We start from the raw sequence: 26095 nt of genomic DNA on the forward strand, positions 1-26095 counted from the left end.
AAATGAGGCGCCGGAATCTCCGGCGCCTCATTTATATTTTCTGACCTGTCTTTAGCCGTTCAGGCCAGCAGGGCAGCGATGCGGTCTTTGATTGGCCCATCCTGGGCGTTGGCCATGAAGTATTCCGCAAAGTGTTCGCCTGCTATGGTTTCCTTGACGAAATCAGGATCCAGCCTATCCAGCACTTCGGTGAGAGGGCGATAGACTTGAGCCTTGACCTTCTGCAGGATACCGGCATTGCAACGCTCCGGCACAGCCCGCTCCTTGGGATAGCCGCCCCCCATAGGCTCTGCGAAGAGCCGCTCGAAGATCAGCTCCAGATTGAGCTCACCGCCCCAGCCAAAACCCTTGGCGAAGGGAATCGACAGGGCGTTGCCTCCGTTGATCTGGCTGAACAGATAGGCGTCAGTGGGCTCCTCCGCCAGACCGCAGACAATCCCAGGGAAGCTGTTCAGGGCGGTCATGGCCCCTTGACCTGTGCCGCAGCCGGTGATTACGAAGTCGACTGCCCCAGCGTTGAGCAGAATGGATGCCAATAGCCCATTCTGCACATAGGTCAGCTGGCTCTCCCCCTGCTTGCCGTACATACCGTAGTTGAAAGTCTGATATCCCTTGCTGTCGCAGACCTTCTTCAAGGTCTCAAAAATAATCTGATTCTTGGCGGCCTGAGAATTTTCGTTGATTAATGCCACTTTCATGATCGTGCATTCTCCTTTGCTGATAGATTGTCAATATAGTGGGATTCTGGCACCGCAGTTCACTCCGGCTGCTTGCCGATATAAGCCAGGATGCCCCCATCCACATACAGCACCTGACCGTTGACGAAGTCGGATGCCGGGGAAGCCAGGAAGACTGCAGGCCCTTGTAGGTCTGCGGTCGAACCCCAGCGGGCAGCCGGGGTCTTGGAGATGATGAACCGATCGAATGGGTGCCGGGATCCATCAGGCTGGCGCTCGCGCAGGGGAGCCGTCTGTGGTGTGGCGATGTAGCCTGGGCCAATGGCATTGCACTGGATGTTGGCGTGCCCATACTCGGCGCAGATGTTTCGGGTCAGCATCTTCAAACCGCCCTTGGCTGCCGCATAGGCGGATACTGTTTCCCTTCCGAGCTCGCTCATCATGGAGCAGATGTTGATGATCTTCCCTGCGCCCTTGGCAATCATGCCCGGCAGCACAGCTTTGGAGACGATGAAGGGGCCATTCAGATCCACGTCCACCACCTTGCGGAAATCGGCGGCGCTCATGTCAAGCATGGGAATGCGCTTGATGACGCCTGCGTTATTGACCAGGATGTCTACGGTACCCACCTCCTTGCCGATGCGCTCCACCATGGCCGCCACAGCCTGCTCATCCGTGACATCGCAGACGTAGCCATGCACCGGAATCCCGGCTTCCCGATAAGCGGCCAATCCACGATCCACCGATTTGGGATTGGAGGCGTTGAAGACGATGGTGGCGCCTGCCTCATGCAAGGCCGAAGCAATGGCGAATCCAATGCCGTAGACGGCCCCGGTGACCAGCGCTACCTTACCTTTAAGTGAAAACTGGTCCATGGAAAACCCTGTCATGATAACCTCCTTACGAATTGGTCGGGGTCCAAGGCACCCAACCGTTTTCCTCTGCTCCGCGGACGCGAATATACGTCAATTCAATAATTGGCATATCTTTCCACTACGCGGGCGATGGCCGGCCCCTTGGTCTCCTCGAAGACCACAGCCGACATGGGCCTATAGGCCTTGACAAGATCCAGAACGGCGGGAACGTCCATAATCCCCTCGCCATTGTCGCAGGGTTGGACCTGTTCCTTGCCGGGTACGATTCGATAGTCCCGTACATGAACGGCCAGGATCCTGTCAGCAAAGGCATCAAACCCGGCCCGGGCCAAGTCCATTTGTTCCCCGGCATTGCCGGCAAAAATCAGGGAAGTCGGATCGAAGACCACGCCCAGGTAGGGCGAATCGATCTCATCCAGCAGCCGCCGAGTGCGCGCCACCGAACAGATGGGATGGTTGATGCCCGGCTCGATGCCGACCATGGTTCCCATACGCTCCCCGTAGGCCACAAGCCGTGATATGGATGCGCGGGCCTGCCGGTAGGCTTCCTCAGTGAAGTTGGCCTCGGTGCGACTTGTAGGCTCGGGAAGAACCGAACCTGTCTCGCTGGCCACCATCGGCGCGCCGAAGCAGCGCGCGAAGCGCAGATGCGCCTCGAATTGCCGCAGCAAGGCCTCCCGACGCACCGGGTCGGGATGGATCATGTTGATATAACACCCCAGTACAGCCACATCGACCCCGTGCGCCCCCAACTGACGACGACAGGTCTGACCAATGCCGGGATTGATTCGGTCCACCGAAGCCAGATCGGGGAACTGCCGAGCCAGAGACAGCTGGACCGCATGGACCCCATACCCCTCCAGTCGGGCGCCCAGGGATTCGAAGTCATCGACCCCGGGAACGTCATGCCCCCTCACTGCAACGGTAATCATCCTTGGGCTTCCTCCTCACCATCTCCGATTGATTGGTCAACTGTAATAGCAATGTCTGCAGGGTTTGACTTTGTTTCATGCTCTTGCCATACTCCGTTGCCAGCGAGCCGAAAGAACCAGATCTCCGGCGGTCGACCCCGAGTAAATCAATTTCTGGCCAGCCACTGCATCGTCGCCTCCCGGGTAGGTATAACATTCCCCGGGATCGTATGCCATGGGATGCTCAGACGGTCGACCCTGAATGCTCAGGCGCAAACAGGTGCGATCATCCTCGGCCCCGGCTACGATCTCCGCCGGCTGTGCCTCGGAAATCCTCCAAACTCCATTGCCATCGGCCCTGGCTCCGGCACGAATCCCCATCTGGTCCCCCTGCAGAGCCAACAGGCACGTATAGGTAGTGACGGGACCTTGAAAGCGGGCGCGCAGATTGAATCCATCCGGGTACATCTCGACTTCGATCCGCGTAGACAGAGTCAGATCGTCCCGTTGGCGCCGATCGAAGTCCATGCAGGCGAAGAACCTTCCTTCGTCGGTTAACCGGTATGCAGCATCGTTTCGGCAGAATCTCTGATCAAGCGGCTGGTAATAGCCGCTGGTACGCATATCGCGCATGACCCAGGCCAGCCTGTTGCCCTGCCTGACGCAGTGGCAGGGGCGCAACGGACCCAGGCCGAAGAACTCCGGGGATATTCTCAGTGTCTCCAGAGTCAGCCCAGGCGTTGAGAAATCGACAATCGTGGAGTTGTTGGCCAGCCCCGAGGCCACCCGACCAGTATCGGGAAAGTCCGATCCGGCATAAATGGAGGCTGTCATGCTCGATTGAGCCCATGAATCTCCGGACAGCAGGACCCTGGTCAGCCCGGACTGTTGATACTCCTGAACCCGATCATCGCGGTCCTCGGCCCCATCGACCTGGGGCAGAGGCCCAGCCAGGCGCGGATCCACCAGAAGCTCAGCCAGATGTCGAGCCGGATCAGCCAGACGGCGCCGGGAAAGCCACGAGGCCCAGCGAACCACCCGCGGGTCGCCCTTGACCACAGCCAACAGCCGGGCCTGCGAAAGGAAGGGCTCGGGGTCGAATGGCCGGTTCTGGTCCTGACGACGCGATTGAACGGTCTCCATCATTCCGTCTGGTCGCATCAGAGCAACCTGGGCGCGCAGGTTCCTCTCGACCAGGTCCAGGTATTGGGTATGTCCGGTCCTGCGCGACATGGCAATCAGACATGGGTTGGTCACATAGGCTGCGTAGTTGGGGCTGCGCTCCGAATAGAGACCATCGGGCTGAATATCGATGCCTTCGGCCAGCCAGGCCTCAGCACGGGAACGCAGTTCGCTCCCACCCAGGAAGAGGTTGAGCCCAACCAGGGCGCTGGCTATCTCCCATCGGTGGTTGGGAGTATGCACGCCCCCCTGCAACATGGCCGGGGCGGCACGGCGAGCTATCTCAAAGAGGGGTTCACGCACGGCCTGGATCACGGACTGGGGGCAGTCCTGGACCTGCATCAACTCCAAGGTCAGGCACAGATCATTGATGGTGAAGGCGCTATCGGGAGGAGAAACCAGATTATCCCCTCCAGAGAAGAGCCCCTCCTCCAACTGCAAGTCGGCCAAGTGCTCCAGCAGGGCCGGGAGCCTGTCGACCAAGTCCACCGTCTGATCGGAGGGGCATATGGCGGACACAGCAACCACGGCCTTGATCAGCTCCATCGTCGCACGGTGCGACAAACCAGCCAGCAAATCAGAATCCCTATCCAGAGCCTGCAAGCGTGTGCGAACGAATCGCAGCGAGCTACTGCTCAGGATTTGGGTGTAGGACATATCTGACATCACATAGGCCTTTCCTCCATGGAATGTCCGTCCGGACATGGCTCAGCCCTTGAAGGCTGCATCGACATCCGAACCAACGATGTACTTTTGGCAGAACATGAAAATCAGGACCAGCGGAATCATGGAGATGACAGATGCCGGCAGCAGGATGGCCCAGTCGATCTTCTCCGCACCAACCAGCGTCCGCAGTGCCACCTGCAGAGTGAACCGTTTAGAGTCATTGAGAATCAGCAATGGCCAGATATAGTCGTTCCAACGCCACTGGAAGGAGAAAATGGCCAGGGTCACAATGCAGGGCTTGGCGATGGGCAACATGATGCGCAGGAAGATCTGCAGTTCGGAGCATCCGTCCACACGGGCCGCCTGCATCATCTCATCAGGGACCGTCAGGTAGTACTGGCGGAACATGAAGATGCCGGTGGCGGTGATGATCGAGGGAACGATTATACCGGCCAGGGTGTTGTACAAGCCGATGTCGCGCACGACAATGAAGGAGGGCGACATTATGACCTCAGTGGGCAGCATGGTCGTCAGCAGTATGCCGATGAAGAAGAGCCTGGTCCACCAGTAGTCATATTTGGCCAGTGCATACCCGGTCATGGAGCTCACGATCACGGTCAGCACGGTGGTGATGATGGCAACTATTGCCGTATTGCCGAAGTAACGGGCGAAGTCGATCCTGCTCCAGGCCGCCGCGTAGCCCGCAGTGGTCCATCGGCGGGGAAGGAAGCTCATGGGCACGGCGAAAAGCTCATCCGGCCCCTTGAAGGAGGACAGAATCAGCCAGAATACCGGGAAGGCGAAGCAGATGACCAGGAACCACATCATTATGGTGGAGGGTGCGTCTGTCTTGACCCGTTGCCACCACGTTCTCACAGATACAGCATGCATATCTAGCGACCCCCTGTTTTCTTGTTCAGGCGCATCTGCAGCAGCGATACCGCAACCAGAATGACCAGCAGAACCATGGAGGCTGCCGAGGCGTAGCCGATGCGGGAGTTGGAGAAACCTGTCTCGTAGATGTACTGGACCACCAGTCGATTGGACGTGCCTGGTCCGCCCCCGTTCAGGGCCTGGACCATGGCGAACTCCTTGATGCCTCCGATAGTGCCCAACAGGACGACCATGAAGGTGGTCGGAGCGATGCCGGGCAATGTGATATGCACGAACTTCTGCCAGATGTTGGCCCCGTCCAGTGAGGCCGCCTCATAGAGGGAGGTCTGCACATTCTCCAGGGCGGTGATGAACAGCAGCATATTGAAAGCCATTCCGGCCCAGACGCCGGCAAGGATAAGCACCAGGAAGGAGAGGTTGGCATCGGTTGCCCAACGCATGGGGTGTCCGCCCAGCCCCTGGATGACCTGATTGACGATGCCGAAGCCCTCGCCGAACATCCATCGCCAGATCAGACCGGTGATGATGGGAGAGACCAGCCAGGGGATGAAGAAGAGGGTGCGGGCCAGGGTCCGGCCGACTGCCTTCCGATTGGTCACCAGAACCGCCGCCAGCAGGGACAGGCAGACGTTCAGAGGCACCGAGCACAGGATGTACTCAAAAGTGCGCAATAGTGAGGACCAGAAGTCATGGTCGGCCAGCAGCGTGGTGTAGTTGGACAGGCCCACCATCCGGTACTTGGACAGGCCCTTGTAGTTGGTGAAGGAATAAAAGAGTCCGATTGCTGCAGGCCAGATGAAGAAAATCACATAGAGCACCACAGCGGGCAGAATCAAAAACAAGGGCGCTGCCAGCGGCTTTTTCATTCTCCTGGGCGCTTTACCGCCCTCACCCGCTCTTCCATGGGACCTCACCATAGACCTCACCTCCATAGTCTTTGCCGAACCAGTGGATTCACTGTTTGTTGTCGACGGTGTAGGACTTGGTGAACAGGCGGTTCATATTAGCCACGGTCGTGTCTACATCCTGCTCGTCAGACAGGTACTTGATCGTCTCGTCCTTCATGGGGTCCTGGCTCGGCAGAACAGCGCCCTTCAGTGCAAGCTCCAGCTGGGTCATGACCTGGCGGGAAAGCACATCCTGATCGGATTCACGAATGATCTTCTGGTAGAGTTCCATGTCCTCGTTGTGGTTGGCATACTTAGGCGTGATGTCGTTGAGGGCGGGTAGATAGTTGCCCTGCTCGCAGAAGGCAGTGTAGTTCTTCTTGCTGTAGAACCAGTCGAGGAACTTTTTGCCCGCAGGACTCAGGGCGACCATGTAATTGGTTCCCACATTGGTGGCCTTGGTGGGCGAGGCAGGCATGATGACACTCTTCCAGGTGAACGAGGTGATGGATGTGTTGAAATCAGCGATCTGCCAGTTGCCCGAATAGTAGGCGGCCACCTGTCCCGACTTGAACAGAGCCGAGGGATCCTCATTGGAAGCCCAGACCGACTTGGGCATGATCTTGTCGTCATCGATGCTCTTGAGGAACTCAAGGGCCGTCTTGGCCTTGTCATCCAGACCCCAGGATCCATCCGCATGCTTGCGGACGCCCTTGGATCCGAACTGATAGAGGAAAGAGCGTTCACGGTGACTGGAGGCATCCATGACCAGGCCATACTTGGCTCCAGTAGCCGCTTGCACCTTTTTCAAGGCGGCTATGAATTCCTCCCAGGTCCAGGATCCGTCGGGATCCGGATAGGAGACACCAGCCTTGTCGAACAGCGAGGTATTGAGGAAGAGGCCCACAGCTGTCAAATCAGAGGCAATGGTGAGTATCTTGCCGTCCGGAGACTTGCGCAGAAGGCTTTTCATGGCATTATGATTATCGGCTATATTGGTCAGATCCTCCAACTGATCGGACCAAACGGGGTTGATCTGGGGGACACGCGCCACGTCGGGAAGGTCATCGGCCTTGGCGGCATTGGCGATTTTGGTGCCGAGATCCGCATAGGGCACCTCCATGATATTGACCTTGACCCCGGTGTCCTTGGTGTACTTCTGGGCCATGGTCTTGTAGGCGTTGTTCTGATCATCCGAATAGGTCAGGGTGATCTCCTTGGCATCTGCCCCAGAATTTCCCTTGGACCCGCCACCGCAAGCGGTCAGGGCGAAGATAGAGACCACCGCCACTCCCGCGGCTAGGAATCGGCGAATTATCCTTGGCATACGACACTCCTTTGTGAGTCCGATCTCACGTCCACGTGAGATATCAACTTGAGAATAATACTAGCATAGATAACGAAAGTCTGTGAACAAAATAGTGAAACTCCTGTTGGTTATTGTATTAATGCACTTTCGGAATCGCAATGAATCAGGCATCTCCACCTGTGAATCATCAGGAATATCTTAATCTGAACTACTATTTACTATCATTATAAGAATGAATGTCGGAAAGGCAAGCAGGCAATCGGTCTCTTTGCGGAAAGAAAGACCGACCACATCGATATGAGAGACAGGAAAAACATGGGCAGACGGACCGCAGGAGCGAACATGGCCCTCCATGGGAACAGAGATCGGGTTGTCACAACCAATAGGAGCGTTATTCTAGACACCCTATGCCATACCGATAGCCTTTCTCGGGCCCAAATCGCTGAGTTGACAGGGATCCCGCTGCCAACTGTCCACCGACTTTGCACCCAGCTTCGGAAGGAAGGCATTATCCAGGAGAGCGCGAAGAACCGCGATGGCCGAGGCCGGCCGGTTCGCCTGCTGCATCTGAATCCGAGCTTCCACGCCGTTCTGGTCGTCAATGTCAGAGGAACAGCCATTGATGGAGCCGTGGTCAGCCTGAATGACCGGATCCTGCACGAGGAGCACATGCCTCAACCGCCAGAGGACGATAAAGGGGGCACCGGTAGCCGCATACGCGCCATTACCGCCATGGCCCGGCTCCTGGATCGCTGGGCCGCAGATCGGTCCATTCCCTGCACCGGTATAGGCGTAGCCGTGCCCGGCATCGTCCAGAACGACGGCATGGTTACGGCCGCCAGTGAATTGGGCTGGAATGAAGTACCCCTGGGCGACATCCTGCGTACGGCCGACAAAGGCCCTGTTCTGATAGAAAACAACGCCAATGCCTATGCATATGGAGAAGTCCTGGCAGGAGCAGGGAAAAACCATAACCCGGTGGTCGGCTACACCATCCGCCATTTCGGCGTAGGTGCCGGCATTGTCGTGGACGGCTGCATCCTACGGGGGAGCCATGGCATGGCCGGCGAGATGGGCTACACGCTGACCAGTCGGGAATCGCTGGACAAGTACTACACATACGGCGGCGATCTGGAATGGCAGATCTCCCAGATCAGCGCCGTCGAGGACCAACCGAGCAAACGAAGCGAGGAAACCCTGATCGATTTGATCAGTCTGTCCATCGGGGATATCTGCCTGGTGGCCGACCCTGAAATCATCGTCCTGGACATCGCTCCAACCTTGCCAGGGCAGCGAATCCGGGAGGGCATCCGACGGCGCCTGATCGGACGCATCCCCCACATGCCGGATCTCGCAGCAACCCAGCTGGGCAGGAAAGCTCCCCTGATTGGCGTGGGAGAGCTGATCAGCCAGCAGGTCAGGACGGCGGCCTTCAATGTCTAGCATGGACAGCAGGCGGCAGGGGAATCCCCTACCTGTGGTCGGCGTGGACGTAGGCGGAACCAAGACCCGCATCGATACGCTTTTTTCAAGACATCGCCAAAGCCTGACCTTGGCTTCGGACTCATGGCGGAGGAACAGCGACACCGTACTTCCACACGATATGAGCCGACTGGCCGAGCTGGTACAGGCACAGGCGGCCAAACGCCGACCTGGGCCGGCTGTGCTATGTCTGGGGCTGCATGGGGCCGATACACCCCAGCAGCTGAACCTGGCCACGACGGCATTGACCGAACAACTGCCCGGATGGCGAATCCGCGTGGTCAACGACGCCGAGCTGCTGGGGCCGACGGCGGGCATCAGGCAGGCGTTGAATCTGGTGGTAGGCACCGGCATGGTCGTTGTCGGTCGGGATACCTCCGGCAATCTGGTGCGAGCCGACGGATACGGATACGGTTGGCTTCTGGGCGACTACGGCAGTGCCCCTGCCTTGGTCCGGGAAGCAGTCAGGGAAATACTGAACCGCGGCGTCGTCGCGGGAACGGAGGCAGTCATGGAAGATCCTCTGACACAGGATCTGCTGGAGCACTTCACCGTGCGGGACATCAACCAGTTAGCCCTGGCTTTCGGATCATCCGCAGACGAACAGGCCTGGGGGCGTCTGGCTCCGCTCTTTTTCCGGTCTCTGCAGAAAGGCTCGGCCATCGCCGACGAAATATTGGACCAGGCTGTGACCCGCATCGGCCTGGCCGTGAAAGCAGTCATTCATGCCGGGGCCTGCGGGCGCCAAGTGGTGGCTGCTGGCGGAGTCATCACCCACCAACCGATCATGGCCCACAGGCTGAGCGGGGTCCTTGCCTCATTGACAGGCGGCCCTGTCGGCCTCCGCCTGTTGGAGGACCCGCCCGTCACCGGAGCTCTGGCGCTGGCTTCAAAGCTACAGAGCGATACTGGTCAAACGACCTCAACAGATGAGACAATTATCATGCCGATTAACAAAAAGGGGACTGAATCATGAAACCATCATCACCAGCGCAGTACGCCCAGGCGGCCGTGGACACCATGCGGCGTAAATTCCCCAAAGGAAGCGATCTGCCGCCCCGTAATCACTTCCATTATCACCAAGGGGTCTTCCTGTCGGGCGTTTACCAGACATTTCTGCTCAATGGCCGTGAGGACGACATGGCCTATCTGCAGGAATGGGTGGATGCCAATGTTGACGAGCGCGGACACGTACTCAACCAAGACCAGATCTGCCTTGACGACATTCAACCGGGCATTCTGCTTTTCCCCTTGGAGGAGCGAACCGGGGATCCCCGATACCGGAATGCCCTGGACCAGCTGGCCGGAGAGCTGCGGCTCTACCCCAAAAACGACGAAGGCGGTTTCTGGCACCAGCAGCGGGCGGCTGGACAGATGTGGTTGGATGGCCTCTACATGGGCGGACCCTTCATGACGGAATACGGTCGCCGCTTTGGGGACCCGGCACTGATGGACGAGGCCATCAGGCAGGCCCTGCTCATGCAGAAGAAGACGCGCATACCCGAGACCGGGCTCTGGCGGCATGCCTACGATCCTTCTCGCCAAGCCCAGTGGGCGGATCCGAAGACTGGTCTCTCGCCTGAATACTGGGGTCGATCTGTCGGCTGGGTGCCCGTAGCCATTGTAGATGAGCTCGACCAGATTCCACAGGACCACCCGGGCCGCGAGGATCTGCGAAACCTGGTCCGCGACCTGCTGACCGCCGTCTGCCGCTATCAGGGCCCCGACGGCCGCTGGTGGCAGGTTCTCGACAAGGTCGGTCAGGAGGGCAACTGGCCTGAGAACTCTTGCACCTGTCTCTTCGTGGCCGCCATCTGCAAGGCCGTAGACCAAGGCATTCTGGACAAGGCCTACCTGGAAGCGGCCAACAAGGGGTATGAGGGGGTCATAAAGAGCCTTGAGCGGCAGGGAGATGACCTCCTCATCGGCGACATCTGTGTAGGAACCGGCCCCGGGAGCTATGAGGAATACTGCCGGCGACCCACCAGCATCAACGACATGCACGGGGTGGGCGCCTTCCTGCTCATGTGCGCAGGAATGGAACGCGTCAGGGCCTAGTCCCCTGACTGTTGTATCTCCTCGTCCGCTTCAATGTCCTGGTCGTCGAAGACCTTGCGGCCCTTGTAAAGATCCAGGTCAAGCTCGTTCTCGGTCCTGGCCACGATGACTGCCGTATTGGCTGCACCAGCCACGTTCACCAACGTGCGGCCCATATCAACCAGCTGGGAAATAGGCTGCATGATAGCGATGAATGGTACGGGCAGGCCAGCCGCCGTGAATAGGGAGGTGGCGGTGATTGTGGCTGTGCCGGGCACACCCACCGTCCCCACGGAAACCACCAAGGCAAAGACGATCAGGAGGGCGAAGCGCAAGGGAGAGTAAGGAATCCCCTGGGCGTTGATGGCGAAGACCGCCAGGAGAACGGGCCAGAGCCCGGCGCATCCGGGCATGCCCAGATTGGCTCCCAGACTAGCCACGAAGGAAGCCGTCTCTTCGGGAACGCCGGCAGAGCGCAGCTGACGGACTGTGACAGGAATGGTGCCGATGCTGCTCTCCGAGGTGAAGGCCACCACGCCCGCCGGCCAAAGGGAGCGGAAGAAGGGTAGAGGATTGACCCTACCGACCAGGGCCAGGATCAGGGGTTGGACCAGGAAGAGCTGAATGGCCAGACCCAGGTATGCCACCAAGAGAACTGCCAACAGGGGCAGAAGGCTCTTCAGGTTGCTACGACCGATGGCGGCTGCAATCAGGGACAGAACCGCATAGGGGGTGAAGCCAACCACGATTTGGGTGGCCTTTGACAGGACCACATTGCCGGCTTCCACGAAAGCCTTGAAGGGGGCCACGCTCTGTTCGCCGCGCGGTGTCGATGCGGCCTTGTTAAGAGAGACCGCCAAGAGGATGGCGAAGATCACTACGGGAATGACCTGGTTGTGAGCCCAATTGTCCGCCAGATTCGATGGGAAGAGACCGACCAGAGTATCGAGTACCCCTGGCACCTGGCGAGGTTTGGCCCCCTTGGGCAGGGCCTGGTTGAACCCCTTGCCGACCTGGAAAAGCAGCCCTAGAACCAGGGCAATCACGGCGGCTGTGAAGGTATTGACCAGGAGAAGAACAATGGTCTTCACACTGATGCTCTTCAACCGGCCAGACCCGCCGATACGGCTGATGCTGGCGATGATGCTGAAAAGCAGCAGCGGCACTACGAGGGCCGAGATGACCTCGGACCAGACGTTGCCGAATGCTCCTACATAGGCCGTGTGGCCGGAGAAGCCTACACCCACCAGGATTCCCAACACCGTCGCTATGATGACCCGCCAACTGAAGTTGACCTTGGTCTTCCTGCTCAGCAGGGCCAGCACTGCAAAGAGAATGACGACCACTATCAGGGCCGCCCAATCCCAACTCGTTTTCGACATTGCCTCTCCCCTTCAACCTCTCTTTCCCAGGACCGAACAGCCCGGGGTTGGGGTTCAATCTAACAGGAGAAAAGCGGAAGTCCAACCATTCCCGGAAGAATGCCTATACCCGTTGCTTATGGACTGCTATTCCCGGGCGGATTAGGCCTGGCTGACGGGGGGGGGGGGGCTAGGAGCGGACCAGGCGGGCGATGGCCTCGGAAGCCTCCTCCATCTTCTCGTCGGCCTCCTCGCCTCCTTTTTCGGCAGCCTCGCGGACGCAGTGGTTCATGTGGTCGTCCAGCAGGGTCAGGGCCACCGACTTCAGGGCGCTGGTCGAGGCGGCAATCTGGGTGAGGATGTCGATGCAGTAGGTGTCTGACTCTACCATCTGCTCAATGGCTCTGACCTGGCCCTCGACACGCCGGAGTCTGGTGATGGTCCGCTTTTTATCGTTGGCATATCCGGGCAAGATTCACTCCATTCCTGGTCAATGGCCTTCATGGAGGAGCCAGGACCGACCCGAATCCATGAAACCCATCTCGAAATTCACTATCAGTATACCCCTGGGGGGTATAGTGGGCCACATGAGCAACATCCTGGTCCTTATTGCAGCCCTGGCCATCACGGCGGGCATCATCTGGTACTTCTTCGCACCCAGAAAGGCCACCCAGGCCAAGGATGAGGGCGGCGTCCAGACCGTCCACATCACAGTCAAGGGCGGATACAGCCCTCAACTGATCCAGGTTCAGGCAGGACGGCCGGTCAAGCTGGTCTTCGACCGCCAGGAAAGCGGGGAATGCTCCTCTCACGTGGTCTTCAACGACTTCAACATCGACAAGACCCTGCCCGCTTTCCAGACCTCGACCATCCAGCTGACCCCGCCCAAGGCCGGCGACTACCCCTTTGCCTGCGGGATGAACATGCTCCACGGAATGCTCCGGGCCACCGATGGGCCGACGACCGGCAGTGCCGAGTCACAACCCGAACATTCGCAAGCCGAACCTGCCGAGGCCGCCAAATCCACCCAGACCACTGGCGGCAGCGACCAGGACGAGGCGGATCAAGAGCGCACGGCGGAAATCCACGACCTGACCAGGCGATTCATCATAGCCCTGGTCTTCACGCTCCCGGTCTTCATTCCGGCCATGTTCGGCATGTTCCTGCACATGCCCCACATTCTGATGAACCCCTGGGTCCAGCTGGTCCTGATCCTGCCGGTGATGTTCTATTCCGGCTGGCCCATCCACCGCACCGGGTGGCTGGCCCTGGCACACCGGGCCCCGGAGATGAACTCCCTGGTTGCCCTTGGCACTGCCACGGCCTTCCTCTACTCGCTGGTTGTCACCGTGGCCCCGCAACTCCTGCCTGAGGGAAGCCGCGAACCATATTACGAGGCCGTAGGCACCATCATCACCCTGATGATCCTCGGTCAGATCCTGGAGGCACGGGCCCGGCGCGGCACCGGCGATGCCATCCGCGCCCTTGTCGGTCTGAGGCCCAAGACCGCCACCGTGGTGAGGGCCGACCAAGACGGCAGGGAGACCACCCAAGAGATCGCTGTCGACGATGTAGCCGTAGGAGACGTGATTCAGGTCCATCCGGGCGAGAAGCTGCCAGTGGACGGCCAGGTCATATCCGGATCATCCTCAGTGGACGAATCCATGGTGACCGGCGAGCCCATGCCCGTCCTCAAGCAGGAGGGCGATTCCCTGGTCGGAGCCACCGTCAATGGCACAGGCTCCCTGCGCTACAGGGCCACCCAGGTAGGACAGGACACGGTTCTGGCCCAGATCATCCGGCTGGTCAAGACGGCCCAGACATCCAAGGCACCCATCCAGAAGCTGGCCGACCGGATATCGTCAATCTTCATCCCCGGGGTCATCCTGGTGGCGCTCTGGACCTTCGTAGCCTGGTGGATGTTCGGCCCCATGCCCCGCGGCGTATACGGAATCGTGGCGGCGGTCTCCGTCCTGGTCATTGCCTGCCCCTGTGCCCTGGGCCTTGCCACTCCCCTATCCGTGACGATCGGCACTGGACGCGGCGCACGTGCCGGCGTACTCTACCGGTCGGCGGAGGCTCTGCAGGGAGCACACGACGTCGATACCATCGTCCTTGACAAGACCGGCACCATCACCCAGGGCCGGCCTGAACTGGCCGATGCCCTGAGTGTGCAGGGGCTGGATGAAAACCTGCTGATCAGGGCGGCCGCGAGCGCTGAGAGCAATTCGGAACATCCCCTGGCCCAGGCCATCGTCCAGGCCGCCAAGGACCGCAACCTGGAACTGGTCCCGGCCAAGGACTTCGACTCGGTCACCGGCGCCGGCATCGATGCGACCTTCCCCTCAGGATCTTTCGAAGGGAGCAAGGGCACCTCGCACGTCCTTGTCGGCAACCGCAGGCTGCTCGAAGGCAAGGGAATCGACCTGGAGAACGAAACGGCGAACCAGGCAGGCGCGCAATCCCTCTTCGACACCGCCCGCAGCTGGGAGGATCAGGGCCGCACGACCATCTTTGTGGCCATCGACGGCAGGCTTGCCGGGGTCCTGGCAGTGACCGACCAGGTCAAGACCGGCTCCAAGCAGGCCATCCACGACATGAACGAGCGTGGCATCCAGACCATCATGTTGACCGGCGACAACCAGGGCACCGCCGAGCAGGTCGGGGGCCAGGTAGGGGTCACCCGGGTGGTGGCGCAAATTCATCCCGAGGACAAGGCGAGCATCGTCAAGGCCCTTCAGGCCCAAGGGCACAAGGTGGCCATGATCGGCGACGGCATCAACGATGCCCCGGCCCTGGCCCAGGCCGACCTGGGCATGGCCATCGGCACCGGAACGGACGTAGCCATCGAGTCCGCCGACGTGACCTTGGTCTCGGGCGACCTGAATGCAGCTGTCAAGGCCATCGACCTCTCTGCTGCGACCATGCGCAACATCCATCAGAACCTCTGGTTCGCTTTCGGGTACAACGGCCTGGGCATCCCCATCGCCGCCGGCGTGCTCTACCCCTTCATCGGACTCCTGCTCAACCCCATGATCGCCGGCGCGGCCATGGCCTTCTCCTCCCTGTCGGTGGTGCTCAACGCCAACCGGCTGCGGCATACGCCCATGAAGGCAAGGCCGGTCAAGGAGACCAGGGCAATCGACATGGATGCCCTGACCAGGAATCTCAGTATTTCCACCAACCAAGAACACAACCAAGAGAAAGGAAATGAGATGGGACTCTTCCACCATCATGACGACATGCAGCAGAATCAGACACAGGCAGACAAGGTCACCGACCCGGTCTGCGGCATGTCCATCGACCCCAGCACGGCCGCAGCCAAGCGCGACTACCAGGGCAAGACCTACTACTTCTGCTCGCAGAACTGCGTCGATACCTTCGATGCCGATCCGCAGAAGGTGCTCAACAAGTAGAACTGCGCGTTCTTCATCTGATTAGCGATCGTCAGCGAGCTGCCAGGGCTGGTCAAAAAAGTCGAAGATGCGCTCCAAGTATGGCCTCAGGACCTTGTCCGGCATCTGGTAGAGCTCGTGCATGCTGCCTGGGATGCGCACCAGCGTGGCCTGGCAGCCGCCCTGCTGGACCTGGTCGACAAAACGGTTCTGGGGCATCGGCAACACGAATCGGTCAGGCTGCGCCTGGAAAAGCAACAGAGGGGTCTCCACCCGACTGCACCGGTCGGGTCGCAGTATGGCCCGGCTCATCTCCAGGCTCTCCCTGACCCAGCCGAAAGTGGCGGCGCTGGTCTGGTAGTGCAGCTCCTTGGCCCGCAACTTATGGGCCCAGGACACCCGCGCCTGGCTGCCATTGGGGTACTTGCCCATGTCCAGCTCGGGACGGTATGGTCCGAATCCCGGGACCATGCTGCGAGAGCGGCCCATCATGCAGGCGGCGTTGGCTGCGGTCCACGCCACTGAGGGCATGAACCCGGTTCGCGGCGCAATCATTGGCGATGACAGGACCGCCTTGTCGATAAGCGAAGGAAAAGTCTCCAGCATCCGCGCAGCGACACCGCCGCCCATGGAGTGGGCATAGAGCACCATGGGCTTGTCCTGGGCATACTGCTGACCCACCTGGGAGCAGAAAGCGGCCAGGTCCGCCACATACCGATGCCAATGATCCACCCATATCAGACTGGGATCGTTTACGCCCCGGCCCGAGAACCCGTGTCCCCAGTGCTCGGGAATGCAAACAGAATACCCCTGCATCAGGAAATACCAGGCCATCTCCTGATACTTGTCGGCGAATTCAGAAAAACCGAAAGAGATGATTACGGCCCCGCGCACACGAGCCGATCCTGACTCCACCGCCCCCTGGCGGAAAAGCGTCCGGTCATAGCAGACGTAATGCAAGAGCCGGGATGGGTCTACGCCCCTGACATGGGCCTTGTCCAACAAGGTTCCCCCGTCCTCGCCGCCGTCATGGGAGATCATCCATCCGTCACTGCGACAGGAGGCCAGGTCAGGAAGGACACGCTCCTTCATGATTTGGTCGTAGCGGCGCTCCTCAACCAGTTGGACGCTCATGCTCTCACCCTATACCACCCTCTGCTGGGCTCGGCCCTACATGAGCCGGGTGCTCTCAAGGTTTCTGACGATCCAATCATTGAAGCGGATGACGGGCTTGCGCAAAACCAGCCCCAGCAGCAACGAAGGCACCAGGAAGAGGGCCAGGATGGCCATCTCACGCCAGAACTCCATGCCGTAGGCTCCGGCAACGGCCGACTGCATGGCCCCGATGGCGTGGACGAAGGGCAGGAAGGGATAAACCCCCTGGAAGAAGCCGGGCAGGGTCTCCATGGGGAAGGTGCCGCCCGAACCGGCCACCTGCATGACCAGGAGAATGACGGCGATGGCCTTGCCGATGTCCCCGAAGGAGACGACCAGGGTATAGATCAGATTCATGAAGACGAAGGAGGCGAAGACCGCAACCAGCACGAACATCAGCGGATGTACGCACTGGACTTTCAGGTAGAAGAGATCTCCCAGCGCGATCAGGCAGCCCTGGAGGATGGCCATCAGGGCGAAGACCGCGAATCTGCCGAAGTACTCCTGGTAGAGCTGAAGGCCAAAGCGGCGGGCGTTGCCCGGCGACTCCGGGCGGAAGGCTCCCCAGGAGCGGCGGCCGTCGGAGTCCTCATCCAGGTCATCGGCCCTCTTCCAGGCATCCTGCAGGGAGTCCAGGTGCAGGACGAAGGCCTTCTTCTTGTCGGACAGGGCCACCTTCATCATGGCAGCCAGAATGGTGGCACCCACCCAGATGGAGAGGATGGTGTAGAAGGGCGTCATGGCCGACCCGTAGTTCATTACGGGGAAGACCGCATGCCGATGGATGCCGACCGGCGAGGACAGAAGCACAGCCAGGGTTTCGGAATCCCCGCTCAGCAGGTTTTTGACCTCCTGCGTATCTTTGCCCTGCGAAGCCTGGGTCAGGTGTCCTCCCAGGTCGGTCAACCGCTTGGAGGCCTGGTCCAGACGCTGGGAGATTTCACCCAGCTGGTCCTTGGCCTGGCTGATGTCGTTGGTCATGGGTCCCGTCAGCCCGGAGGCGCCCTTGACGGTTCCATCCAGACCCATCAGCAGCCGGTCGGTCGAGGTGACCACGGTGTCCATGGAGGAAGCCAGGTCGTCCAGTCGTGGCTTCAGGTCATTGCGGTACTGGGTGCGAACCTGGTCGACCGAGGCGCGGGCCTGGGCAATCCTGTTCTTCAGGTCCTGGCGCTGACCGGCCAGCTTGTCCTTGCCCTCACTGGCTGTCTGGGAGGCTTGGCTGATCCGATCGGCCAGGTCGCGCTGGACCGCCTGGGCCGCGCGCATTCCGGCCTGGGCCTGATCGATGGCGGTCAGAAGAGCCTGGCGCTGGTCGGCTGTCAGATTGGCATCGGATTCCACAGTGCTGCGCAGATCCTCCAGGCTGGCGATCATCCCGTCGTAGTCGGCCGCCGAGTCTCTGATCCGTTCGCTCAAATCGTTCAGCTGGCTGCTGACGGCGTCGCTCTGCTGACCCACCTTGTCAAAAGCGTCGTCGATCTTGGAACCGATGGTGTCATAGGCGCCCGAGGCCTGGTCAAGGGCAGCGTCGACCGCCTGGGCCGACCCGGAGAGGGACCTGCCCAGATCCTTGGACCCCTTGGTGCCCTGGTTCAGGGCCTTCCTGGCATCGGCCATGGCGGAGTCGGACCGACCCAGAATCCTGCCGGTGGAGTCAATCATCTTTCCGGAGGAGTCCAGAAGGCCCGCATAGGCATTCACCTGGCTGGAGGCGGTGGTCAGCCGCTGTGACATCTGGTCAATATGGCCTGTCGTCCTGGCCAGATAATCCTGGACCTGGGGGCTCTGGGAGTATGTGAAGACCTGGCTGGCCAGGTCGATTCCCACCTGGCCCACGGTCTTGACGAAGGTCTTGTCAATGGTCGTGGCCACGGTGTCGGCCCCCTGCTCAGTGACATGGGGAGCGATGGCATTCTTCTTTTCGTTCAGGCAGTACTCAAGGTTGGCGTGCTTCACGTCCTGCGAGAAGAGGGTCATCATGTCCGCGCTGAAATCATTGGGGATGACGATGGCGGCGTAGTACTCACCTGAGCGCACCCCCTCCAGGGCCTGGTCACGGTTGACGAACCTCCAGTCCAGCTGGTCGTTGGCCCGCAGGGTGCTGGTGACCGTCTCCCCTACGTTGATCCTGACCGGAATCAGGTCGGACTTGTACCCCTTGTCGGTGTTGGCCACGGCCACCTTGATGGCCTTGGTGTTCTTGTAGGGGTCCCAACTGGCGGCGATGTTGAACCAGGCATAGAGGGCCGGGACGATGATCAGACCCATCAGGACGATGATGGCGATGACGTTGCTGGTGGCATCGGCCAGGTCCTTGCGCAGGATCCTCCAGATGTTCCTCATCGGCGATCACCATCCTCGGGAGCGCCCTCCCCATCACGATTCAGGACTGATTCGCGCACGGCCGTGGTCAGCCTGGTCATGGCCGAAGGCCCCTGCCTGCGCGTGCGAATCAGGGTGTGAAAGTCCATGCCGGGACGTTCGGCCAGGCCCAGCTGCTGCACATAGCTGTCACAAATGTATTCGACGATGATCAGGTAGGCATCGATCAGGACGATGGATGCGATGCAGGCGATCAGCATGACGATCTTGGCCTCGGTGCTGAACAGCAGGATGAGGAAGAGGACCGGCAGCAGAACCAGGGCCAGACCAGCCCGGATCAGTGTTGGATAGAGTGCCAGGAAGCGATGCGCCCGCCGCCTTATGACCGCACGGTAGTCGCCCTCGCCCAGGATGGAGCGGGCCAGGCTGCCCAAGCTCAGACGACGGTCAGCGGAATGGTTCTGCTCGGTCAGCATCAGGTCGGTGGCGCCGAGCCGCCGGTCGAAGAGGGCATTCAGGTTGAGCAGGTACCGCCGCACCACCAGTCCGATCAGCAGGGCCGCCGGCAGGTACCAGAAGATGTGGAGCATGTCCTGCCAATAGTGGTTGCCGTACATGCCGCCGATGGTCTCGCGCATGGCATTGATCCCGTAGGTGAAGGGCAGCCAGGGGTTCAGATTACGGAAGAAGTCAGGCATCATCTCAATGGGATACATGCCCGAGGAGCCGGGTATCTGCAGAATGACCAGGACCACGGCCAGGGCCTTGCCGATGTGCCTGAAGGAGGCGGCCAGGGCGTAGATGATGTTGATGTAGACGAAGGAGGCGAAGACCCCGGCCAGGACGAACAGGGCCGGCTGCTGGCATTGGATGCCCAGCATCAGGTCGCCCACTGTAGCGATCAGCGCCTGGAAGAAGCCGACGAAGACCAGCAGAAGCCAGCGGCCCAGGTAGGCCTGGGTGGCGGTGCACTTGCGGATGCCCTCCTTGTCGACCTCCAGCTTGTAGATGGCTATCAGGATGAACCCTCCCACCCAGAGGGCCAGATTGGTATAGAAGGGCGCCACGGATGACCCGTAGTTGCTGACCGGATAGACCGTGTGCGAGGCCAGCTCCACCGGCGAGGCCATGGCCTTCCCGAAGGATTCCGGACTCAACCCAAGGGTTTGGGACATCCGGTTCCAGGCGGCCGAGGATCCCAGGGCTGCCACATCGGTGCGAACCCCCTCCAGGTCGGACCTGACCGAGACCAGGGAGGCCCTGGTGGTGGTCAGGGTCGACTGGGCCTGACCAATGGTGGAATCCAGCTGATCCAGCAGGGCATCGGTCTGGGCGGCCGTGGTGGCCAGGCTGCTCAGGGCGCCCTGGAGCGAGCCATTGGAGGCATTGAGGTTGTCCAGCCCGGTAAGGAGGTTGGGCATGGTGGTCCCCGTCAGGCTCTGGCTGGCCGCAGTCAGGGCCTTGATGCCTGTGTCGCCGGTGTCGGTCATGGCCGAGCTCAGGTCTGATGCGGCCTGCCTGCCCGAATCCAGGGCCGTCGAGGAGTTCTTCTTGAAGGCATCCAGGGATGCTTTCTGCTGCTGGTTGGTCTTTTTCAGATCGTCGATCTGCCGCTGGATGCTCTGATATGCCGGATCCCCGGGATGCAGCCCGGAATGGTCCAGACCAGACTGGAGCCGGTTTACGGCCTTTCCGTTGGCATCGACCAGCTGACCAAGGCCGGAATTGACCCGGTCCACCTTGTCCTGGGTGGCGTTCAGATCGGCGGTGATTCCGCCCGCCACCGTATTCACATCAGTGACCGCACTGGACAGCCGTACCGACCCGTCCGCCAGGGCTTGGTTCAGGGCGGAAGAGAATCGAAGACTGTCGTCGCGGGTCCTGGCCATGTGATTCTGGGCCTTGCTCAAGGTGGTCTGGGTGGCCGATATCTGACTCTGCAGGTCCTTGATGTCGTTTCTGGAGCCGGCCACGGTCTGTCGGGCCTGAGCCATGGTGGAACCAATTCGGTCGAGCTGGCCGTCCGTCCGATCCAGCTGGTCGATGATGTCCCCCAGGTCGCCCACCACCTGGCTGCGGCTCTGCTCAGCCGCGCCCTGGGCATCGCCGGCGGTCTGCAGAACCTTCCCTGCCAGGGCATCGCTGACGGCCGAGACGAAGACGGTGTTGATCTCCTGGTCGATGGTGGATGCGCCGGTGTCGGTAACCTTGGGGGCGATGGCGTTTTTCTTCTCATTGACGTAATAGTTCAGAGCAGGCCTGCTCCCGGTTCCCTCAACGATGCCGACCAGGTCGGCGCTGAAATGTTCGGGGATGACAATGGCCGCATAGCACTGGCCCGAGTGGACCTCGTCAATGGCTCTCTGGTCATCATCCATGAACTTCCAGCCCAGGCTGTTGTTGCCGCGCAGCTCCTGGATGACCGATCTGCCGGCGTTGATCCTGCCGGTTTGCGCGGATTGCGCCCCTCGATCCATGCTGACGACGGCCACAGGAAGGTTCTTGACATTGCTGTAGGGGTCCCAGAGGGCCATGATGTTGAACCAGGCATAGAGGGAGGGCAGCACGGCCACCCCGATGGTCACAACCAAGGCCACGGGATTGCGCAGTATCCGCCAGAGATCTCGCCTGAAGATGGCCAACACGGTCTTCACCGCCAGGCACCTCCTTCTTGTCTGTCCGGGGGATTACGGCACTGGCCTGCTCCGCTCGGATTGGCTGCATCCTCCCGGGACTTACGTCCGGCCTGAGTATAGCCACCCTTCCTTACTGGCCCAGACCGGTCAGCTGACCGTGAATGCCCACTCAAGGCTGGAGGCGGTAGGGCAGACATGTGACCAGTGGTGGTTTCATCGTATATGAGCGAGGACGGAATCCTTCGGCATCACGCAAGACCGGCCCGTCAGGGCAACAAGGGCTTCCGACGACGGTTTATGCTTTAGCCACGAATAGACGCGAGACCGCCATCGACAGGGCCACAGCCAGGCCCATGGGCATGAAGGCCATGACCGGCAGGTGACAGACCTCCATCAACATGGCCATGGCCATGAGCGGGGCCTGCTGGGATGCTGCCAGCAGGGAGGCGGCGCCGATTACAGCGCACTGCCAAACCGGTAGGCCGGGCGCAAGACCTGCCAGCAAGAGACCCAGAACAGCGCCCATGGCGGATCCCAGGGCTATGGACGGCGTCAGGGTGCCACCGAAGGCCCCGGCACGGATGGTAGCTGTGGTCAGCAGAGCCTTGGCCAGCGCAAAGAGGGCCAAAAGGGCAAGTGACTGAGCCAGCTGGAGCCCTGAGAACCCGACAGGCAACCGCTGATCCATGCCCATCTGGGCCAGGGCCCGGCCGTTGCCCATGACCTGGGGGACAGCCAGAGCGACCAGACCGGTCAGCAGGGCAACCCCCGTCAGCTGCCAGATAGCCGCAGGACCATTGGTCCTATGGGCCTCCGCCCAGGAGGTCATCCGCCGGAATCCGGCCCCCAGCAGTCCCATGACCGGTCCGATCAAGAGGACCACTGCCATAAGCCATGGCCGGAAGGGCTCGGAGCCGACCTTATAGTATGGAGCGAACCCCTTGATAGAGCCGCCAACCAGGGTAGCCAGGGCTGACATGGCCAGATTGACCGTCACCACTTCGGCATCCACCCGCCGCAGCAACACCTCAATGCCGAAGAGGGCCCCAGTCAGAGGTGCAATGTAAATGCCGGCGAATCCCGCACCAGCTGCAGATGCCACCAGCAACGGACCGTCCTGATCACGCAGCCCCAGCCGTCGACCCATCCTGGTCCAGAGACCGCCCAGAAGGGCCCCTGCCTCGCGAGGGGCCACCTCCCTGCCTATGGAACCGCCGGCAGCCACAAAGAAAATCTGGGTGAGCACATGAACCACGGTCCGCCCCGGGGGCATGGGCGCACCCTCGACGGCCTGGCCAACCGAGGGAACCAGCCTGGTCCTCGTCCGCAGCCAGGCCCAGACCAGCCCAGCCACCAGTCCGGCAATGGTCACCGAGGCCAGCCTCCTGATCGGCGACACCACCTCAGCCGTGGGAGCCTCTGGAGTCTCAGCGAAACCCAACAGGCCGACCTGTGTCAACTCGAAGAACCTTGCCAGCAGGCCTGAGGAAAGTCCGACCAACAGGCCCAGGCAGAGCACCGAGACCGCCAGACCCCAGCTACGGGGAAGCCGGAGTCCGCGATTGGGCCCTGGAGTCTGGTCAGGCTTTCGTTGAATGTGCACAACCCCAATCTAGCGGAAGCAACCGCCAGCAGGGCGTCAGCGCAAGCAGCCTTTCTGTCAGTCCGTCTTGTTCTTGAGGGCCTCCCGCAGGAAGTCCCGCTGCAGAATAAGCAGGTTCTCGGCCACGGTCTCGTCGTTGGTCATGTGGGTGATGCCGGTCAGCGGCAGGACCGTATGAGGACGGCCGGCCGCCATCAGAGCACCGGAGAGCCTCAGGGTATTGGCCACGGAAACATTATCGTCCGCGAACCCATGGATCAGCATCAGCGGGCGGCGCAGCGAGGGGGCGTCATCAATGATTCCGTTACGGCGGTAGACGGCCGGGTCCAGACCCAGATAGCGCTCGGTGTAATGGGTGTCGTAAAGAGTCCAGTCCGTGGGCGGGGCGCCTGCACAGGCCGCATGGATCCGGTCGGGAGCCCGCAAAACGGATAGGGCCGACAGGAAGCCGCCATAGGACCAACCGATCATGGCCACATGCCCCAGGTCGGCCTCGGGAGCAAAGTCCGGCAGGGCCTCCAGAGCCTCAAGCTGGTCATCCAGAGTCACCTGGGCCATGTCCTCGAAGATGGCCCGATCCCAGGCGGGACCACGACCAGGTGTGCCCCGGCCGTCGGCGGTCAGGACCAGGAAGCCTTGATCAGCCCACCACTGGGACTCCCAGTAGTAGGACTGGTTGAAGACCACCTGCTGGGCACCTGGCCCGCCATAGGGCTTGAGCAGGACGGGCAGGCTGTCGGCGCTGGCGTAGGGACTGGATTCGGACGGCCTGACGATGGCTGCGAACAGCTCGTGCTGGCCGATGCGCACGAAGTCCACGTTGGGGGTGAACCCGGGATCGCTGCTGGTGTCGGCCAGGATGGCGCTCATGGCTCCCTGACTATTGATATGACCGGCATCCACAGCCCGGCGATCAGGACGGTCCTGATGCTCAGGCCGCACGGGTTCGCCGGTCTGTCTAGCGCTGCTGGCGGAGCGGGCTTCGCCCACCAGGCCCAGCCCTTCAGCGCCCAGGCGGTCCAAATCCCCGTCAGCCCCCAGGTAACAGTGGCGCACCTGTCCCTGCGCCGAAGCCATGGTCCGGCCACTGACCACGATGCCATGGCCGGCTCGCGAGGCAGTCCACACTCCGGGCAGACGGTTGAGCACATGAATGGAGCCGTCATAGCTCAGACGCATCAGGTCGAAGCTGCGGGGGTCAGTGGAGACAACCGCCAGCACATCGCGGTCCCCCACAGACAGCACCTGCCGAATCTGGCAGCCAGCCGGGGAGAATACCCTCCCGTCCAAACGTAGCCGCGTGGTGTCGGCTTCTGTATCGATGAAGGCATCCACCAGCCCGCCCTGGGGCTGGTAGGCCGGCAACCCGGGCACCAGGTCGATCCACTGATCGTTGTCATGCGTCTGCAGCGCCCTGGTGGCCACCTTGGGCGCCGCCTCGGGATCGAGCAGGGTCATATTCTGCCCTGGCTCCAAGCCCTGACGGACGTCCGGCACCTGCACATCCAGGATCCTGTCCTCGGTCTGTCGACGGTTCTGAACCAGCAGCAGGGGCCGATGCCCGTCCTGCCAGCGGACCACGGCAAGGTACTCGAAGGCCTGATGATCCCAATCCACCTCGCCCACCCAGGGGTCGGCGTCATCCTGGCCTAGGAGGACCAGGCTCAGCCCGACGCGGGCGTTGGCGGTCAGTGCCTGGGGATACCGCCGGGCGCGCGGCCCGACCTGGGGATTGGCCGGATCGCTGATGTACCAGATCGGCTCATCGGAGGAATCAGTGTGCTCGACCAGCAGGGCCCGGGAATCCGGCGACCACCAGAACCCCTGGTAGCGGTCCATCTCCTCGCCGGCCACGAATTCGGCCAGTCCCAGCCGCATCCGATCATCGGTGCCGGGGCGCAGGGACAGGACAGCCCGTTCACGATCCTGCCCGTCATCCTGCCCGATGGTGACCACCATCAGCCGGCCGCCAGTGGTATAGGCCACCATGGTGCCGTCCGGGCTTATGGCGGGATTGAGCACAGCCGAATCGCTGTCTTCCAAGCTCAGAGCACGTGTGGAGGCGGTGAGACCATCAGGGGCTATCAGCGAGAGCCAGAGCCGGCCGCCCAAGGCAAAGACCACCCGATCCCCTGCAGCATCCACGCTGTAATCGACAATGCCCTCGCCGCCTTCCCGCGAACGCTCCCTGCGAGCCAGCTCGGCGGCCGGCACCTGTTCCTGGTCCGCATCCTCCAGCAGGGCCCTGGGGTCGGCCAGGAGCACCTCATGGTGGCGACCTTCCTGGTCAAAGACGGACAGCCAGAGCCCGGTCACCAGATCTTCGGGTCCGTCGGAGCGCAGGAATACGGCCCGCGAACCGTCCCCCACCGCCATGGCCGACCGTGGCGCACCCAACGTAAACCGCAGGGTCCGGGCCTTGGCCCGCGGATATGCCTCCATCGCCCGATCCACCTCTTCGGCCATGCTCGCTCCTCGAATATCTCTGACATGATCCCCATGACCATGCGTCTGCCACGATGATAAGCGCCCAGGTGCCAAAGGGGAATTCGAATAGCTCAACTGCGATCTGCCGCTCTGCCTGCAACGGACGTTAATCGTTCTACATGAGAAACTTTTATCGTCGAATAAGGCATATTCCCGGACTACGACCGGCCGATGACCATTCCCTGCGGTAGAATTTTGGCGTGTTATCGCCAA

Annotated in this window: 18 protein-coding genes; 4 read left to right on the forward strand and 14 right to left on the reverse strand. The window is 61.0% G+C overall.

The window, feature by feature from the left end; all coding sequences use genetic code 11:
- Positions 1-59 precede the first annotated feature (59 nt).
- From ACUIAF_RS05860 to ACUIAF_RS05890, 7 genes are all read right to left on the reverse strand, one after another.
- Positions 60-698 carry an RpiB/LacA/LacB family sugar-phosphate isomerase gene (locus ACUIAF_RS05860; RefSeq protein WP_015021141.1) on the reverse strand — a complete coding sequence of 213 codons (639 nt, stop codon included), beginning with the start codon at positions 696-698 and terminating at the stop codon, positions 60-62.
- A gap of 59 nt (positions 699-757) precedes the next feature.
- Positions 758-1567 carry a gluconate 5-dehydrogenase gene (locus ACUIAF_RS05865; RefSeq protein ID WP_015021140.1) on the reverse strand — a complete coding sequence of 270 codons (810 nt, stop codon included), beginning with the start codon at positions 1565-1567 and terminating at the stop codon, positions 758-760.
- 80 nt (positions 1568-1647) lie between these two features.
- On the reverse strand, positions 1648-2484 hold the full coding sequence (locus tag ACUIAF_RS05870) for a sugar phosphate isomerase/epimerase family protein (protein WP_015021139.1): 837 nt from the start codon (positions 2482-2484) through the stop codon (positions 1648-1650).
- Between the two features lie 75 nt (positions 2485-2559).
- Positions 2560-4191 carry a hypothetical protein gene (locus ACUIAF_RS05875; RefSeq protein WP_445338139.1) on the reverse strand — a complete coding sequence of 544 codons (1632 nt, stop codon included), beginning with the start codon at positions 4189-4191 and terminating at the stop codon, positions 2560-2562.
- A gap of 162 nt (positions 4192-4353) precedes the next feature.
- A complete protein-coding gene (locus ACUIAF_RS05880) occupies positions 4354-5139 on the reverse strand; it encodes a carbohydrate ABC transporter permease (protein ID WP_232348561.1) in 786 nt (261 codons plus the stop codon).
- Positions 5140-5204: 65 nt separating this feature from the next.
- Positions 5205-6122 carry a carbohydrate ABC transporter permease gene (locus tag ACUIAF_RS05885; RefSeq protein WP_110416679.1) on the reverse strand — a complete coding sequence of 306 codons (918 nt, stop codon included), beginning with the start codon at positions 6120-6122 and terminating at the stop codon, positions 5205-5207.
- A gap of 37 nt (positions 6123-6159) precedes the next feature.
- Positions 6160-7419: an ABC transporter substrate-binding protein gene (locus ACUIAF_RS05890; protein ID WP_198216766.1), complete on the reverse strand. Its 1260-nt coding sequence runs from the start codon at positions 7417-7419 to the stop codon at positions 6160-6162.
- A gap of 429 nt (positions 7420-7848) precedes the next feature.
- Here ACUIAF_RS05890 and ACUIAF_RS05895 point away from each other — a divergent pair, with 429 nt between their 5' ends.
- From ACUIAF_RS05895 to ACUIAF_RS05905, 3 genes are read left to right on the forward strand one after another with little or no spacing between them, the layout of a single operon-like run.
- Positions 7849-8844 carry an ROK family protein gene (locus tag ACUIAF_RS05895; RefSeq protein WP_445338141.1) on the forward strand — a complete coding sequence of 332 codons (996 nt, stop codon included), beginning with the start codon at positions 7849-7851 and terminating at the stop codon, positions 8842-8844.
- 1 nt (position 8845) lies between these two features.
- Complete coding sequence (locus ACUIAF_RS05900; RefSeq protein WP_110416677.1) at positions 8846-9859, forward strand: sugar kinase; 1014 nt, start codon at positions 8846-8848, stop codon at positions 9857-9859.
- Positions 9856-10941 (forward strand): glycoside hydrolase family 88/105 protein, encoded by a 1086-nt coding sequence (locus ACUIAF_RS05905; protein ID WP_445338143.1) that lies wholly within the window; start codon positions 9856-9858, stop codon positions 10939-10941. Before ACUIAF_RS05900 ends, ACUIAF_RS05905 begins: the two co-directional genes overlap by 4 nt.
- Here ACUIAF_RS05905 and ACUIAF_RS05910 read toward each other — a convergent pair.
- Together ACUIAF_RS05910 and ACUIAF_RS05915 are read right to left on the reverse strand one after the other, a co-directional pair.
- Positions 10938-12302, reverse strand: a complete 1365-nt coding sequence (locus ACUIAF_RS05910) for a dicarboxylate/amino acid:cation symporter (RefSeq protein ID WP_445338145.1) — start codon at positions 12300-12302, stop codon at positions 10938-10940. The two genes, ACUIAF_RS05905 and ACUIAF_RS05910, sit on opposite strands and share 4 nt — an antisense overlap.
- A 169-nt stretch (positions 12303-12471) precedes the next feature.
- Complete coding sequence (locus tag ACUIAF_RS05915) at positions 12472-12753, reverse strand: metal-sensitive transcriptional regulator (RefSeq protein ID WP_110416674.1); 282 nt, start codon at positions 12751-12753, stop codon at positions 12472-12474.
- A 115-nt stretch (positions 12754-12868) separates the two neighbouring features.
- Between ACUIAF_RS05915 and ACUIAF_RS05920 the strand changes: the two genes are divergently transcribed.
- Positions 12869-15697, forward strand: coding sequence for a heavy metal translocating P-type ATPase (locus tag ACUIAF_RS05920; RefSeq protein ID WP_445338147.1), 2829 nt, complete (start codon positions 12869-12871; stop codon positions 15695-15697).
- A gap of 21 nt (positions 15698-15718) precedes the next feature.
- On the opposite strand, the gene ACUIAF_RS05925 is transcribed toward ACUIAF_RS05920, so the two are convergent.
- From ACUIAF_RS05925 to ACUIAF_RS05945, 5 genes are all read right to left on the reverse strand, one after another.
- Entirely contained in the window at positions 15719-16810 is a 1092-nt protein-coding gene (locus ACUIAF_RS05925; RefSeq protein WP_445338148.1) for an alpha/beta fold hydrolase, read from the reverse strand.
- Positions 16811-16846: 36 nt separating this feature from the next.
- Positions 16847-19177, reverse strand: coding sequence for a YhgE/Pip family protein (locus ACUIAF_RS05930; protein WP_445338150.1), 2331 nt, complete (start codon positions 19175-19177; stop codon positions 16847-16849).
- The gene (locus tag ACUIAF_RS05935; RefSeq protein WP_445338152.1) at positions 19174-21810 is read right to left on the reverse strand and encodes a YhgE/Pip family protein; all 2637 of its coding nucleotides are present in this window, start codon (positions 21808-21810) and stop codon (positions 19174-19176) included. The genes ACUIAF_RS05930 and ACUIAF_RS05935 overlap by 4 nt, the downstream gene beginning before the upstream one ends.
- A 277-nt stretch (positions 21811-22087) precedes the next feature.
- On the reverse strand, positions 22088-23395 hold the full coding sequence (locus ACUIAF_RS05940) for a chloride channel protein (RefSeq protein WP_445338154.1): 1308 nt from the start codon (positions 23393-23395) through the stop codon (positions 22088-22090).
- A 57-nt stretch (positions 23396-23452) separates the two neighbouring features.
- Positions 23453-25861 (reverse strand): prolyl oligopeptidase family serine peptidase, encoded by a 2409-nt coding sequence (locus ACUIAF_RS05945; protein ID WP_445338156.1) that lies wholly within the window; start codon positions 25859-25861, stop codon positions 23453-23455.
- Positions 25862-26095 lie beyond the last annotated feature (234 nt).

This window comes from Bifidobacterium sp. ESL0822 (genome assembly GCF_052606675.1).

Bases quoted from the DNA above. Each gene is read 5' to 3' on its own strand.
- ACUIAF_RS05860 (WP_015021141.1), bottom strand. From the start codon at position 698: ATGAAAGTGGCATTAATCAACGAAAATTCTCAGGCCGCCAAGAATCAG.
- ACUIAF_RS05865 (WP_015021140.1), bottom strand. From the start codon at position 1,567: ATGACAGGGTTTTCCATGGACCAGTTTTCACTTAAAGGTAAGGTAGCG.
- ACUIAF_RS05870 (WP_015021139.1), bottom strand. From the start codon at position 2,484: ATGATTACCGTTGCAGTGAGGGGGCATGACGTTCCCGGGGTCGATGAC.
- ACUIAF_RS05875 (WP_445338139.1), bottom strand. From the start codon at position 4,191: ATGGAGCTGATCAAGGCCGTGGTTGCTGTGTCCGCCATATGCCCCTCC.
- ACUIAF_RS05880 (WP_232348561.1), bottom strand. From the start codon at position 5,139: ATGATGTGGTTCCTGGTCATCTGCTTCGCCTTCCCGGTATTCTGGCTG.
- ACUIAF_RS05885 (WP_110416679.1), bottom strand. From the start codon at position 6,122: ATGGTGAGGTCCCATGGAAGAGCGGGTGAGGGCGGTAAAGCGCCCAGG.
- ACUIAF_RS05890 (WP_198216766.1), bottom strand. From the start codon at position 7,419: ATGCCAAGGATAATTCGCCGATTCCTAGCCGCGGGAGTGGCGGTGGTC.
- ACUIAF_RS05900 (WP_110416677.1), top strand. From the start codon at position 8,846: ATGGACAGCAGGCGGCAGGGGAATCCCCTACCTGTGGTCGGCGTGGAC.
- ACUIAF_RS05905 (WP_445338143.1), top strand. From the start codon at position 9,856: ATGAAACCATCATCACCAGCGCAGTACGCCCAGGCGGCCGTGGACACC.
- ACUIAF_RS05910 (WP_445338145.1), bottom strand. From the start codon at position 12,302: ATGTCGAAAACGAGTTGGGATTGGGCGGCCCTGATAGTGGTCGTCATT.
- ACUIAF_RS05920 (WP_445338147.1), top strand. From the start codon at position 12,869: ATGAGCAACATCCTGGTCCTTATTGCAGCCCTGGCCATCACGGCGGGC.
- ACUIAF_RS05925 (WP_445338148.1), bottom strand. From the start codon at position 16,810: ATGAGCGTCCAACTGGTTGAGGAGCGCCGCTACGACCAAATCATGAAG.
- ACUIAF_RS05930 (WP_445338150.1), bottom strand. From the start codon at position 19,177: ATGAGGAACATCTGGAGGATCCTGCGCAAGGACCTGGCCGATGCCACC.
- ACUIAF_RS05945 (WP_445338156.1), bottom strand. From the start codon at position 25,861: ATGGCCGAAGAGGTGGATCGGGCGATGGAGGCATATCCGCGGGCCAAG.